18 protein-coding genes and 1 tRNA gene are annotated in these 13,753 nt (G+C 43.6%); 12 read left to right on the forward strand and 7 right to left on the reverse strand.

Annotated elements, in window-relative coordinates; genetic code table 11:
• Nucleotides 1-156 precede the first annotated feature (156 nt).
• From ACP5L5_RS07335 to ACP5L5_RS07360, 6 genes are all read left to right on the forward strand, one after another.
• Nucleotides 157-261, forward strand: coding sequence for a DUF3782 domain-containing protein (locus tag ACP5L5_RS07335; protein ID WP_428762708.1), 105 nt, complete (start codon nt 157-159; stop codon nt 259-261).
• A 36-nt stretch (nt 262-297) separates the two neighbouring features.
• A complete protein-coding gene (locus tag ACP5L5_RS07340) occupies nt 298-591 on the forward strand; it encodes a hypothetical protein (protein ID WP_428762709.1) in 294 nt (97 codons plus the stop codon).
• Between the two features lie 135 nt (nt 592-726).
• A complete protein-coding gene (locus ACP5L5_RS07345) occupies nt 727-1,026 on the forward strand; it encodes a transcriptional regulator (RefSeq protein WP_428762711.1) in 300 nt (99 codons plus the stop codon).
• Nucleotides 1,027-1,269: 243 nt separating this feature from the next.
• Nucleotides 1,270-1,431 (forward strand): hypothetical protein, encoded by a 162-nt coding sequence (locus tag ACP5L5_RS07350; protein ID WP_428762713.1) that lies wholly within the window; start codon nt 1,270-1,272, stop codon nt 1,429-1,431.
• A 149-nt stretch (nt 1,432-1,580) separates the two neighbouring features.
• Nucleotides 1,581-1,654, forward strand: a tRNA-Met gene (locus tag ACP5L5_RS07355).
• 233 nt (nt 1,655-1,887) lie between these two features.
• On the forward strand, nt 1,888-3,642 hold the full coding sequence (locus ACP5L5_RS07360) for a DUF5711 family protein (protein WP_428762714.1): 1,755 nt from the start codon (nt 1,888-1,890) through the stop codon (nt 3,640-3,642).
• Nucleotides 3,643-3,695: 53 nt separating this feature from the next.
• Here ACP5L5_RS07360 and ACP5L5_RS07365 read toward each other — a convergent pair whose 3' ends face one another.
• Together ACP5L5_RS07365 and ACP5L5_RS07370 are read right to left on the reverse strand one after the other, a co-directional pair.
• A complete protein-coding gene (locus tag ACP5L5_RS07365) occupies nt 3,696-3,902 on the reverse strand; it encodes a GNAT family N-acetyltransferase (RefSeq protein ID WP_428762716.1) in 207 nt (68 codons plus the stop codon).
• A gap of 26 nt (nt 3,903-3,928) precedes the next feature.
• On the reverse strand, nt 3,929-4,123 hold the full coding sequence (locus ACP5L5_RS07370) for a hypothetical protein (protein WP_428762718.1): 195 nt from the start codon (nt 4,121-4,123) through the stop codon (nt 3,929-3,931).
• Nucleotides 4,124-4,220: 97 nt separating this feature from the next.
• Here ACP5L5_RS07370 and ACP5L5_RS07375 point away from each other — a divergent pair, with 97 nt between their 5' ends.
• Nucleotides 4,221-5,132: a hypothetical protein gene (locus ACP5L5_RS07375; protein WP_428762719.1), complete on the forward strand. Its 912-nt coding sequence runs from the start codon at nt 4,221-4,223 to the stop codon at nt 5,130-5,132.
• 8 nt (nt 5,133-5,140) lie between these two features.
• On the opposite strand, the gene ACP5L5_RS07380 is transcribed toward ACP5L5_RS07375, so the two are convergent.
• The 3 genes from ACP5L5_RS07380 to ACP5L5_RS07390 all read right to left on the reverse strand — a co-directional run bounded on the left by ACP5L5_RS07380 (nt 5,141) and on the right by ACP5L5_RS07390 (nt 6,994).
• Nucleotides 5,141-5,953, reverse strand: coding sequence for a hypothetical protein (locus ACP5L5_RS07380; protein ID WP_428762721.1), 813 nt, complete (start codon nt 5,951-5,953; stop codon nt 5,141-5,143).
• Between the two features lie 193 nt (nt 5,954-6,146).
• Nucleotides 6,147-6,365: a hypothetical protein gene (locus ACP5L5_RS07385; RefSeq protein ID WP_428762722.1), complete on the reverse strand. Its 219-nt coding sequence runs from the start codon at nt 6,363-6,365 to the stop codon at nt 6,147-6,149.
• A gap of 41 nt (nt 6,366-6,406) precedes the next feature.
• Nucleotides 6,407-6,994, reverse strand: coding sequence for an enolase C-terminal domain-like protein (locus ACP5L5_RS07390; RefSeq protein ID WP_428762788.1), 588 nt, complete (start codon nt 6,992-6,994; stop codon nt 6,407-6,409).
• A gap of 26 nt (nt 6,995-7,020) precedes the next feature.
• Here ACP5L5_RS07390 and ACP5L5_RS07395 point away from each other — a divergent pair, with 26 nt between their 5' ends.
• From ACP5L5_RS07395 to ACP5L5_RS07405, 3 genes are all read left to right on the forward strand, one after another.
• Complete coding sequence (locus ACP5L5_RS07395) at nt 7,021-7,221, forward strand: hypothetical protein (RefSeq protein ID WP_428762724.1); 201 nt, start codon at nt 7,021-7,023, stop codon at nt 7,219-7,221.
• Between the two features lie 229 nt (nt 7,222-7,450).
• Complete coding sequence (locus ACP5L5_RS07400; RefSeq protein ID WP_428762726.1) at nt 7,451-8,125, forward strand: AroM family protein; 675 nt, start codon at nt 7,451-7,453, stop codon at nt 8,123-8,125.
• A gap of 43 nt (nt 8,126-8,168) precedes the next feature.
• Entirely contained in the window at nt 8,169-9,119 is a 951-nt protein-coding gene (locus ACP5L5_RS07405) for a DUF1177 domain-containing protein (RefSeq protein ID WP_428762728.1), read from the forward strand.
• 4 nt (nt 9,120-9,123) lie between these two features.
• On the opposite strand, the gene ACP5L5_RS07410 is transcribed toward ACP5L5_RS07405, so the two are convergent.
• Nucleotides 9,124-9,492, reverse strand: coding sequence for a hypothetical protein (locus ACP5L5_RS07410; RefSeq protein WP_428762730.1), 369 nt, complete (start codon nt 9,490-9,492; stop codon nt 9,124-9,126).
• Nucleotides 9,489-10,859 carry a purine-cytosine permease family protein gene (locus ACP5L5_RS07415; RefSeq protein WP_428762732.1) on the reverse strand — a complete coding sequence of 457 codons (1,371 nt, stop codon included), beginning with the start codon at nt 10,857-10,859 and terminating at the stop codon, nt 9,489-9,491. Before ACP5L5_RS07415 ends, ACP5L5_RS07410 begins: the two co-directional genes overlap by 4 nt.
• A gap of 104 nt (nt 10,860-10,963) precedes the next feature.
• Between ACP5L5_RS07415 and ACP5L5_RS07420 the strand changes: the two genes are divergently transcribed.
• On the forward strand, nt 10,964-12,064 hold the full coding sequence (locus tag ACP5L5_RS07420; RefSeq protein WP_428762734.1) for a DUF917 domain-containing protein: 1,101 nt from the start codon (nt 10,964-10,966) through the stop codon (nt 12,062-12,064).
• On the forward strand, nt 12,061-13,632 hold the full coding sequence (locus ACP5L5_RS07425) for a hydantoinase/oxoprolinase N-terminal domain-containing protein (protein WP_428762736.1): 1,572 nt from the start codon (nt 12,061-12,063) through the stop codon (nt 13,630-13,632). Before ACP5L5_RS07420 ends, ACP5L5_RS07425 begins: the two co-directional genes overlap by 4 nt.
• The last annotated feature ends 121 nt before the right edge of the window (nt 13,633-13,753 follow it).

The following is a 13,753-nucleotide window of genomic DNA, read 5'->3' on the forward strand; positions in this document are numbered from 1 at the left end:
CCTCAAACTGCTTCAAGTCTATTGAACTCACGTATTAGATTTAGCGCGGTGCATTAAATAGTTTTCATTAGTAATTAAGGGGAGAGGTATAACCTTTAATACAATTACTGTAACCGTACAATTGAGGAATTTGAAGGAGACTTCAATAAATCAATAATGACACTTAACAGGAGGTTAGATGCGTTAGGCGCCAGGTGGAGTGTCATTTCCGAGGAGACGTTTAGGAAGGATATGATGGAGTGTTGCCGAAAGAATATTTAGCATGGCAAGGTTTATGGATATCCGGCCGTCATTGATTTGAATATTGCGATTAGGAATGACATGCACGTACTTGTTGAGGTTAAGTCGAGTATTTCAGAGAGTGATGTTGACGGGTTTTGGAGTATTGGTAGGCTCTATGAGAGTAGTGATGTTAGGCATAGGCTTGTGATTATCTCGCCAACGTTGATGATAGGGCTGCGGAGCTTGCCAGGGAGTTGGGTATTGAGGTTTATACTGGCGTCACCTAGGTGTAAGCTCGTTGATACGTGTTTGGCTTGGTTGTTGGTTTTGTTTCCTTGGTTATTTTTGCATGAGTTGTTGTGGTGTTAGTTGAAGAGTGGTCAATAAGTTATTCGGTATTTCATGCATTTATTTATTTGTTTTCGGTATTTGTCTCTGTTATGTTAAAAGTTTCAATGGGTTGAGGAAGTAATGCTTATTAATTGCCTTTTCATGTGGAGTTTAATGAATAGGGATAAGGCTGTTGGTATTGGGTTGCTTGTGATATCAATAGTGATTATACTCGCCTATATATACCTGACCTTCTTCACGCCGTATACAACGCTTGTGCTTCAAATAACTGATACGCTGATAATAATCGTGGTCTTCGGAATACTAGCCTGGGTAGGCTACGCACTAGCCACAACACCACCACCAAAGCCAATCGAGGAAATCGAGAAGGAGATTGAAGCGGAGTTGAAGAAGCTTGAGGAGGAGACAAAGCAGGAGCAACAGAATACACAGCAACAACAATCACAGCAGTAAACCACTTCCTAAAGCCAAAAGTCAACTAAAAAGCAGTATAATGACCTTGTTTTACAATATACTACCTAAGGCGCTAACACCGTCAATAAACACCTACAGAATTAACACCTTAAGTCAAAAATGGCAGAGTCTCATGAAGGATTTATCTCTTAAACTCCCTGGCAGGTACGTGATAAGGATTTGTTAATTAGCTTGCCGATTAAATTATTGGTTAGGAATGGTTGATGTACTAACGATACTGGCATGCTGGTTAGTGTGACGGCTGTGGTTAGGCCATTAACGGCGTTACTATGGAATAGATTGAATAAGCTTAAGGATAGAATCGATAAGGTTGAGAATAGGATTGAGGAGGTTAAAGAAAGCGATCTTAATGCATTCAGTCTTAATTCTCGTACATTACCATAATCTTATACAGTGTACCAATTTTCCTCCGTGCTTCTCATATATTGAGCTTTTACTATCAATTCTAGTCCTTACCAGGGCCATAACAAGACTTACCCAAGCATCCATAGGGTGGCGAAAGCCTTAAAAGCATAGGGAAGGACCCATAAACCAGCGGGGTAGGGTAGCCTGGTAGCCTGCGGGGCTCATAACCCCGAGGTCCCCGGTTCGAATCCGGGCCCCGCTACTAATAATAATTTTATTACCTTGAATTAATGAAAAATGCAAAGCATGTTCTTTAAGTGTATAATTTCTCATCGTAATTTTCCATTAGTGTTCAGAGGACTTATACTTGACCTTAGTCACGGTGTTTCGTGACAAATTCTTAAATACAGTTTTACACCATGATGATGCGGTGATAATACGGCCCTAAGTAGGTATTCTATAGGTATTGCGTTAATTGTTGCCCTGTTAATCGTAATGCTACCCGGCGGTTTTACCCTTGCTCAATCCGTATTCTCCTTAAACATAGGCTCAGTGACCGCCCTGAGTATGTACCCAACACCCATAAATGGTCAGTACCTAATAGCCGCTGGCGTTAACTCCGGCGGTCAATACTACGCCTACCTGCTCTCTTGGTCGCCAGGTGGCGGCCTAAGGACGTTATGGAGCATAAGCGAGCCTGAGAACGTTGAGTCAATAGCTGTCTCGCCAAACTACGTCGCTGTTGGCCTAGGCTCTTCAAGTGGGCAGGGTATTATTAACGTCTATTCAACTGGCGGTAAGGAACTGTGGAGCTACACCTTTAATTACTGGTGGACCACCGGAATTAATGATATTGCCATATCACCAAATCAACAATTAATTGCGGTAACAACCAGTGCTCCTCCGGGGCAGCCATACGGTGATTTAACGGTCTTCAACGCAATAACGGGTAATGCCATTTGGAACTATACATATGGTACATCACAATTCCTAGGCACTAGGGAAGCCACATTCTCACCTAATGGCAATTACCTCCTCATGATTGCTGGTAATGGGTATGCCAGCGGTGGTTACGTAATACTATTCAATGCCTATAATGGGCAGGTGATTTGGGATATTAGCAACCTGGCGGATCCAGCTGTGCCGTTTAGCGTCACGGAACCGGCATCCTTCAGCCCTGATGGGCAATACATTGTTGTGGGTGCCTATAACTCCTACGCCTGGGGTGGTCATAACCATGCATACCTAATAAGCATCAGCGGTAATGTGCTGTGGAGTTATACCACGGGTCCTAACGCACCCAATGCCGGGTTTGACTGGGTATCCACGAATTACGGCGCAACCAAGACCTACGTAGCAGGCAACGGCTACCTATACCTACTTAATAGTGCCGGTTCCGTAATTTGGCAATACCCACTGGGCTTCGGCAATTCCCCAATTGCCGAGTCTGAGGATGGTAGTATAGTCGCAGTGGCTGAGCTCGGCGGCAATGAACTACTGGTCTTTAATAGCACTGGGTCGCCCATGACATATACAGTGCCAAGCCAAATAAATAATATGGCAATGAGCAGTGACGGGTCTCTGGTAGTATTAGGTACGCAATCAGGCGTTACTACCGTAACGTATCTATCAATAACGCCTGCAGTGCCTACGTATTATAACGTGATATTCACGGAGACAGGGCTACCCGGTGGTCTTCAATGGTCCGTGACGCTAAACGGCACGACTGAAACCACAACATCTAATCAATTGATATTTAAGGTAGCCGGTGGCAATTATGAGTATTCAATAAACGTCCCAAGCGGCTATGTGGTAACACCACAGTCAGGTACACTCACTGTAACTGCAAATACGACATTGAGCATAACCGTAACGCCCATGACTTACTCCGTGACTTTTGTAGAGAGTGGCTTGCCACAGGATACTCAATGGATTGTTTACCTGAATGGTCATGAAGAGAGTTCAACGAGCGATGAGATAGTATTTAATGAGTCTAATGGATACTATCAATTCACAATACCCAGCGTGAGTGGTTATGTACCAACGCCATCTGGCGGTAACGTCACTGTAAATAATGGAAACGTAATCATCACAGTATACTTCACACAAGCACCAAACTATCAACCACAACCCAAACAAACAACAAGCATCTTCACGCCCGCCCTGACATCCAATGACCTAATTATCGCCATAGTAATACTACTTATTATTATATTAATTATTGAGGTCCTACGATTAAGGAAGAGATGATAATTAATATATTATAAGTATAAAATTCAAAATTATTCACTATTATTCACTTTTCATAACGCCTTGTAGGTTGAGGCACGTATTTTATAATTATCAGGAGTTGTATGAGCTATCAACATACTAGCACTCCTCCTTATATCATCTACCGCATATTTAGCAAGTCTTGTACCAATACCCTTACCCTGATAATTATCCTTAATCACGATAGCCATTTCGTAAAAACCATCACCTAAATAGATAGCCTCAAGAACGCCAACCAACTCATTGCTCAGGAAGGCGCCATAGATTATATTACGCGAATCAGAGAGAAGATTAATCTCACGTATCTCTCGAAATCCTTAAAGAAACTCCTAAACCTAAAATAAATACTTTCTCTGCCCAATGAATTATATAAATCGATTACCATACTCATATCATTACTATCCAACTCCCTAAATTCGAGCTTTATACCTCTTGATGATTCAGCGTCTGCATTAACCACCATAGGCATTATTTTGAAGTCGGACTATAAGGGTTTGTCACGAAACACCGTGACAAAATCTTAAATACGTATCTAAAAAGGGATACGATGGTTAATTATGAATATGGGTATGATTGGGTTATTGATTGCCGTGGTCGTTCTGGCCGCCGTCTCTGTTTTCTTTGCGTACCAATGGTATACAGCAATACTTAGTTATAGGCCTAAATTTCAATCATTGGAAAGTGAATACGACGCATTACTCTCAAAGTATAACTCATTAATGATTAATTACACAAACCTAAAAAGCAACTATAATTCCCTAGAGGATAATTATAATACCCTACAATCCCAATACTCCTCATTACAAAGCCAATACAACACCCTACAGTCAAGGTATAATTCATTAATGACCAATTACACTAATCTGCAGTCCCTGTACAATGCATGCACATCCATGCAGACCCCCTACACAACCTCGGGAACACCAACAACATTACCCTCCGGCACTTATTACGGCTTCGACATAGGAACATACACACCCTATGCAAGTTCATCACTCGGGCCAGGCACGTACACCTTTACCACACAAATCCCCACGACAATTTATTTAATCATTAGCCCACAGCTCATAACTTACAGTGTATATTACAACCCATATTTACCGCAGGGTACCCTCGTCTTCATGGGGGAGAACTCAATCAAATTAACTCTCAATAGGCCTGAAAATATAACTATACTAACGCCAATACAAACGCAGATAACCATAACTTATAATGGTAAGACATTATATACAACTACAATGCCGAACTCCCTTAATAGTCAAAATAGTTGTGGTTATAACGGTTATCCATATGGATATCAGGGATGCGGCCCCATATATCTAGTACTATGGTTGACCGATGGTACTCATTACTTTTACATAAGTGGCGGCCCATTCTGTACAGGGTTTACAGCAAACCCAGTAATGGGTTCAGAAACAATACCCATTGGTTCAGCCAATACTTGTTCAGGTGTAACTATTAATGGTTAATTAACTCGTTATACATTCCCATAATTAAAAGTATCAGTCTTTATTTGTATTGGTATTTTTAGTGTTCCTGGTGGTGTTAGTGATAATCCATGGACTATGTTATACTTTTTGCTTAGGCTTGTCTTCACTGAGCCGTAACCGGTTAATTCCACCTCGTCAAGGCTTATTCGTCCTCTTGTGCCGTAATTCTTCGGTATCCTTATTGAGACATCCTTAATATTATTAAGGATGTCCAGGCTGAAGTAGTCCCTTGGTGGGTAATAATATAGGTTAAACGAGTAATTATAATTGAAGGTACCTCCTGGACTCACCGGTTCTCTTAAATTAAAGATAAGGTCGCACATATTTAATGGGCACTTATCCCTTTCTAACCTCTCCACTGTCTTCACATCACCGCACCTAAACCTTAGTGGTTCATCCCAATCAATGTCCCCATAAACCCTAACAAAGACATTACTAATATCCACAAGGCCCGTGTTCTGCATCGTTATGGACACGTCATGTCTCATAACCAAGTAATTACTCGTAAACCTCTCAACACTAAACGTAATCCTCTCCCTACTAATTAAGCTCCTATGCAATATGGGCAGTGCCACGTCGTATCCCCCACCATCAACGCACCTAATTATAAACCCCTTCCTAATCCCCCTATTCAACACCCTAAGAAGTTTCTGCTGATGCCAAGACGTAAGCCTCATCAAATCACTGAATTTGGCGCAGGGAGAATAAAATGCCAACCTAGACATAACCGCCAGCAGGACCTGAAGGTCAGCATCAAGATAATACCTCCTAAGCTGCACACATAAATCAACATCTATCACTTAAAAACTTATCCAAAATATCATTTACAAATATTATTTTTAAATTCAATATTAAAATTATAATAAAAATATCTACTTCTAAATAATGAATTCTCTAGAAAATATTATTAATAAAAGTTTTTAATGAGCTTATTATTGACGACAATATTAACTATAGGTATGTTAAATTTGGGCTTTAAATAAGTATGACGCATTACTTATCCACATTCCTATCAATTTCTACCTCAATCCTTGTCATAATACGTTTACAATGCTCACATTGATAGGTTCTCCTGTAATAAATCTCCCCATCTTTTGACGTATACAGGTATTCTGAATTAATTAAACGAAGGGTCCCAGGCCTACCGCAATATGGGCACCTATCCAGGTACATGGTATTGAACAACCATGATGCAACGAAGACGGAACTCATTATCAACACTAAGCCAATAATCTTCCCTAATACTTAGAGTTTTAATGAAATATCAATGGCACGTACCTTTTCGTATATGGATATTTACTTAATGCATCCTCATTAATGCTCAACCCAACACCCACACCTCCTAGGTCTGATAAGCGCACCTCCCCATTCCTAACCCTAACCTCCCTATCATAAATGTCGCCCACCCAAGTCAGCGGCCACTCCACGATCTCAATACCATCAATGACGGAGGCAACATGCAACGTGTAAGTGTGTGCCAGGATTGACTTATGCGGTCTATGGTGAGGCACCACCGGCCTACCCATGGCCCTGATGCCTTTAATCACATCCATAAACCTCAGTACACCACCAACCTTAGAAATGTCAGGCTGCACGTATGAAACACCCGCATCAACTAAATCCCTAAAGCCGCCTATATAGTACTCATTCTCACCGGCCGCAATGGGTACCGGAGACCTCCTAGAGACAGTACCTAGTTTGTCATAGTCGTTGGGTGGCCAGGTTGGTTCCTCAACCCAGTAGGGTTCATACCTATGCACCTTGTTTAGGAATTCCAGGGCCTTGTTAGGGTCATTAAACGCCCTGATTAAAGAGTTGCCCGAAAAGTATAAATTAGCTATTAAGAGACATGGTGAACTTGGGGATTATGAGCATCCAGATTATGTGGAGACTGTTCAATATTGGATCAGACATCATGTTATTAATGGATAATTTACCAGAACCAATAAGGATTTCATTCGACTATGCAAGTAAGAGGAAGACTTATCGCATAATGAATGGCCCTAATGAGTTTACGGTAACAGGGACAATAAAGGACTGGGATGTTACCGATCAATTAGGAAGATAAGGGTACCCACATTAATAATAACCGGTAAGTATGATGAGGTAACACCCAACGTTGCTGAATTAATGCATAGAAATATTAGGAATTCAAGGCTAATAATGTTTGAAAATAGTTCACATAGGCCCATGTGGGAAGAAAAGGAGAAATATTTAGATATAGTTAAAAATTTTATTTACGAAATTTATAAACAAACTACGTAATATTTTAATCCTTGCTTATAAAAGGGGTCTTAATGAACTCTGTTAGTAAGAGTGTGGGTCTCATAACCATTGGTGAGTCTCCTAGGCCTGATATTATTGATGAGATACGCCCTATAATTGGCTTTGATGTGAGGATTCTTGAGTGCGGTGCCCTAGATGGGCTTAGCATTGATGAGATTAAGTCACTGGAGCCTAGGCCTGGTGATTATGTCCTCGTCACGAGACTGAGAAGCGGCGTTCAAGTTAAATTGAGTAGGGACAAGATCATTGGTAAGATGCAGAAGTGTATCAATAGGCTTGAGGATAACGTCGATGTTATTGGGTTACTATGCACAGGCGATTTCCCAGAACTTAAATCTAGGAAGTTGATGATTGAACCATCGAAGTTGATAATGAATGTCGTAGCCTCACTCAGTGGTATGAGGAGGCTTGGTGTTATTGTCCATGATAAAGAACAGGTAGGCCTAGAAGAAGGTAGGTGGTCGAGGGTGGTGAGTGAGGTTGTGGTTGTGCCCGTCTCGGCATACTTAGGCACTGATTATGATTTTAAGAGGGCTGCCGCAGAACTTCGTAATACCGATTTAATAATACTTGATTCTTTAGGTTATAATACTAGGATGGCGAATATTGTCAGGGAGGTGGCGCGAAAGCCCGTGTTGTTGCCTAGGGTATTGATGGCGCATGTATTAAGAACGCTTATTGCTTAATTCTATTGAGTAGTGCTTATAATTCCGCCCATAATTAGTACATGTGTCGCTCGTTAGGTACCTAGTCGAGACTATTGACTTACTTGATGATCCTAACGTTGATGGTGACAAGGTACGTAAATTCTTCATTAGTAAGGGGCTTGAGAAGTATCTTGATTTTCACATTGAACGTATTAATGGTGAGAAGGGGTTCACAGACTTCATTAAAATAGTGATTCACGGAGCACGCGGTAAAACTAATGGGGGTTCTGCACCAACTCTCGGCGTAATTGGCAGGTTGGGCGGTGTTGGTGCGCGACCGTTAATTAAAGGACTTGTGTCTGATGCTGATGGCGCCATTGTGGCTTTGGCTGTGGCTTATAAACTGGCTGAGTCGGCTTCACGTGGTGAGGGCGTTGATGGTGATGTGATTGTGACGACTAACGTATGCCCGAGCGCCATCATTACGCCTCATAGGCCAGCACCAATGATGAGCAGTCCAGTTAGTATATTCGAGCTTTTAAAGAGGGAGGTTGACCCGCAAATGGATGCTATCCTCAGTGTTGATGCAACAAAGGCTAACCTTGTCGTTAAGGGTTCTGGCTTTGCAATAACACCAACCATTAAGGATGGTTGGATATTGAGGGTGAGTGACGACTTAATAAACATATATATGTGGGTGACTGGTAGGATGCCCGTCATAGTACCGATAACGATGCAGGACATCACACCATTCTCAACACCAGTATACCACATTAACAGCATTGTACAGCCTTGGATATACACACATGCACCTGTGGTTGGTGTTGCAACAGTTACGGAGACTGTAGTCCCAGGCTCGGTGAGCGGTGCCACAAATATTATTAGTCTCGACGAGGCTTCCAGGTTTATTGTGGAGGTGGCTAAGGGCTTTACAGCAGGAAATGTGAAGTTTTACGATGAAAAGGAATGGGATACGATCATGAGGATTCATGGAGAAGTAAGGCAGATTTTAACGCGGGGAATGCCAGACTGATTGATTACAGCCTTAATATCGGCAATCTACTTCTCCATGCTAGGTATAGATCTGCTATCCAAAGGGCGGTGACTATGCCTGTTAATGATAGTTCCAACGGCTTAACGGGGCTATTAAAGAATGGGGATACGTCTATCGCGATGTAAGCTGTGACTATCGATATTATCAGCCAAGCATCAGCAACAACACGACTCCCCTGACCCTTCCACGCAAAGTAAATGCCCATTATCGATGTGATGAACATGAAAAGCGATACGGCCATTGTGTGGTACATGGCATAAACATTACTATTTAAAAATAAAGTGCCTAGTAGGATGACTGAGAATACGAACTGTATCATGAAGAAGTATAGGCTTAATCTATAGAAGTTCATTTTACCACCCCACCTCTATAGACATACTTACCGAATTCATACTTAATACCCGCCTTCTTGAATATGTACGCCAGGATTATGTGCGCAACGAACGCCACCAATATTGCGTTTATAGCTGCAATCCCTGGGATAAGGAAGCCTGCCATAGCTCCTGCTGCGAAGGATAGTATACCGACAAGATTAACTTCTGGGTACTCCTTACCAGGCTCTAGTTTGAATCTCTGGTAGGGGTCTTTAATGCTGTCGAAGTACCTCCTGACTATGTAGAATTCTGCGAATACAGAACCACCTGCTGCAGGTAACAGGGAGCCTAGTAGTGATATGAAGCTTTCGAAGGGCGCCAGTGAGGCACCTGCGGTATAACCCCAATAGGCAGCAAGTAATGTGCCTATTATGCCGACAAGTATTGATGCATAGTCTCTTCTCATCGGCACTGCATTTGTAAAACTTAAACTACCACTGTATAGGTTCACGGTATTTATTATCCACTGACCAAGTACAATTATCAGTAAGACACCGACGCCCATACCTAGTCTAAGCATGTCTTCAGTTATTATCACGCTACCCGTTAATAGGACTATTGCCACGGCGCCCAGGATTAAGAAGGGATAGAAGACATACATATGAAGTACCCATGCGGCAACAGCATCCTTAGCTCTCTTGGCGAACCTGGTTATATCGGGAGCTATTAATGACCCGGCGATATATAGGCCAACGGTATCTGTTATTGCCTGCGCAAGTGTCATGTGCGACTTAGGGGTAGCCGTAAGTACGGCACCCCAACCCCCATGCAATGAAATTGCAAGTAATAATCCCACAGCCACCAACCACACGTGCTGTGGCAATATGAAGTAACTGAGGAATGACAATGCCCTATAGCCGATGTACGTAGAGAGTATCATGAGGGCCCCACCCCAAAGGGCCGCCGCCCATACTGAGAAGAATGGACTGTGCGGGAATATTTCATTCATTACAACACCAAAGAACCAGCTCTCCACTGCGAACCAACCAATGCCCGTTGTTATTGTTATTAACGCAAATCCCAGGATCTTACCGCCAGCCCTACCGAATGGAAACCTCCAACCAACGTACGTGGATAAACCGGAATAAGCACCAATAGCGCCACTAAGTGCACCTATTATAGCCAATACAGTCGTGCCTCCGGTTAGAACAGCTATTGTTGCACCAACGAAATTAAGACCACCACCAAGCACACCACCAGCAAATAGAACCGCAATGGCGCCGAACGATGCGCTCAATGTTAAAAATAAATTATATAGACCGTATCTTTCAGTAATTGGTACTTCTTCGAGGGAGTAGTCATCAAATATAAAGCGTCTTCCTTTCCTCCCCGTAGGACTGTCCATACATTAGAGTAAGTATTTATTATTTTTAAAGCATTACTGTAAAATAGATAATCAATATAGTAAATGGTAATGCTTTAAAGCGATGGTTATGCAGGTTATGCTAAATGAGCCGTTACTTACTCTCCAAGCAGGACGTTGAGGATCTCGTTGTGGGGGCTGCAATCCTGGGTACTGGCGGGGGTGGTGATCCATATATTGGTAAGTTAATGGTTCTTCAGGAACTTGAGAGGGGGAAGAGAGTGGAGATTGTTGGTGTTGATGAGGTTGATAATGATTCGTTTATTGTTCCGGTGGCTGCCATGGGCACGCCCGTAGTGCTTGTAGAGAAGATACCGAGTGGTAAGGAAGCCCTCTTCTCACTTAATCTACTTGAGAAGTACTTCAACAAGAAGGTTGAGTTTATCTCCCCCATTGAGGCTGGTGGTGTCAACTCCACAATACCCCTGGTGGTTGGTGCTGAGAGGAACCTACCCGTTATTGATGCTGATGGTATGGGTAGGGCATTCCCCGAGCTTCAGATGGTTACGTTCCACCTCTACGGCATCAAGGCAACACCCATGGCGATATCTGACGAGAGAGGTAATGCTGCCATTCTCGATACTATTGATAATTATTGGGCTGAGAGGATTGCAAGAGTCATTACTGTTAGGTACGGTGGCTCAGCATGGATTGCCATATACCCAACCTTCGGTAAGCCCTATAAGGAAGCTGCAGTGAGGGGTAGCATCTCCCTGGCCATTGAGATCGGTAGGACGCTGAGGGAGGCCAAGGCCGGTGGTAAAAATCCAATAGATGCGTTGTTGGATCTCGTGCATGGCTTTGAGTTGTTCAGGGGTAAGATAATTGATGTTCAGAGGTTTAACATTGGCGGGTTTGCGCGTGGTGAGGCCGTCATTGATGGTCTTGACGATTATAAGGAGTCAAGGTTAACCATTAGGTTTCAAAATGAGAACCTGGTGGCTATTAGGGATGGCAATATCATAGCCTCTGTCCCCGACCTAATTACGGTGCTTGATATTGAGACTGGTAGGCCAATAACCACTGAGAGGCTTAGGTATGGGCTTAGGGTTCTAGTCATTGGTATACCATGCAACGAGAAGTGGAGGATGTCCAAGGGTCTCGAGGTTGTTGGGCCTAAATACTTTGGCTACGATATAGAGTACATCCCAATAGAGAGGAGGATGAAGGAGGTGGGTAAACCATGACCAGGTATAAGGTGGGTATTGACGTTGGGAGTACCCACACCGACGCTGTAATACTCGATGAGAATAACAACTTAATATATGCCGAGAAGACCATGACAACGCCTGACGTAACCAGCGGAATAATCAATGCATTGAAGCTTGTGATCGAGAGGTCCGGCGTTAATAAGGATGACATTACAGCTGTGATGTTCGGTACAACACATATAATCAATGCGATTGTTCAGCGTAGGGGCTTAGGGAGGGTGGGTGTGATTAGGATTGGGTTGCCTGCAACCGAGGCCATAGAACCAATGCTTGATTGGCCAGCCGATCTTAGGGATTCGGTAAACACTGGCTCGGTAATGGTTAGAGGTGGCCATGACTACACCGGGGAGCCAATAACAATGTTCGATGAGGATAACATAAGGAGGGCATTGGAGACATTTCGTGATAGGAAGGTTGAGGCTGTGGCAGTGACATCCGTGTGGTCTGTGGTGAATCCCGAGCATGAGACGAAGGTGAGAGACCTTGCTAAGGAAATAATTCCAGACGTCCCAGTGGTTCTTTCTCATGAGATAAGCTCGATTGGGCTCCTCGAGAGGGAGAATGCGACAATACTAAATGCGGCGACCATAAAGGTCATGATAAACGCAATTAATGCCCTAAGGAATGCACTGGCCGAGATGGGTCTTGAACATGCTAGGATGTTCTTTGCGCAGAATGATGGTACTACGGCGTCTGCCGAGTACATTGTTAGGTTCCCCATATTCACTGTGGTCGCGCCAATATCGAATAGTATAAGGGGTGCCTACGTACTCACGGGAATACCAAACGCAATAGTCGCGGATACTGGTGGCACAACAACGAACATAGGGGCTTTAGTCAATGGTTATCCCAGGGAGGCGCTTGAGATTGAGATTGGTGGTGTTAGGACGAATATCAGGGCGCCTGATGTAATAGCCATAGGCCTGGCCGGTGGTAGTATTGTTGAGGTTAAGGACGGCAATGTTAAGGTAGGCCCCGTCAGTGTTGGGTATAGGTTGATCTATGAGGGTATTGCGTGGGGTGGAAACACCATTACCGCAACCGACATTGCATTGGCTAAGGGTGTAATGAGGATAGATGATCCGAGGTGCAATCCAGAATTAGCCAGGAGTAAGATACCGAGTTGGCTCGTGGAGAGGGCGTATGCAAAGATGGTGGATATGCTTGAGGACGCGCTTGATAGGATTAAGACAAGGCCTGAACCAGAAACCGTGATCCTCGTCGGCGGTGGCTCAGCAATGTGGCCCAGGACACTGAGGGGCGCTAGGGAAGTCATTAGGCCTGAGTATGCCCAGTATGCAAATGCCGTGGGCGCCGCCACAGCCCTTGTAGGCGCCACCGTGGAGAAGGCATACTCATATGAGCAGGTATCTAGGGATAAGGCTATCCAGGACGCCTCCGAAGAGGCAAAGAAACGAGCTATCGAGGCGGGTGCCGATCCCTCAACAATAGAGGTCGCCGAGGTTGAGGAAATAGCTATGCCGTACTTACCAGGCAATGCGGTGAAGATTCGCGTAAAGGCCGTTGGAAAACTAAAACTCTAGGCTCCCTTTGAGACCTTGCAATCATTCTTCATAAAAGATCGTTACAAACCTTCCATTAGCCCTTATCGCTTCATTCATTGTGTATGCGCTGCCTAATGTTGATGGAGGTTTTCATGACCCT

Source organism: Vulcanisaeta sp. (assembly GCF_049966235.1).
GTDB lineage: Archaea > Thermoproteota > Thermoprotei > Thermoproteales > Thermocladiaceae > Vulcanisaeta > Vulcanisaeta moutnovskia.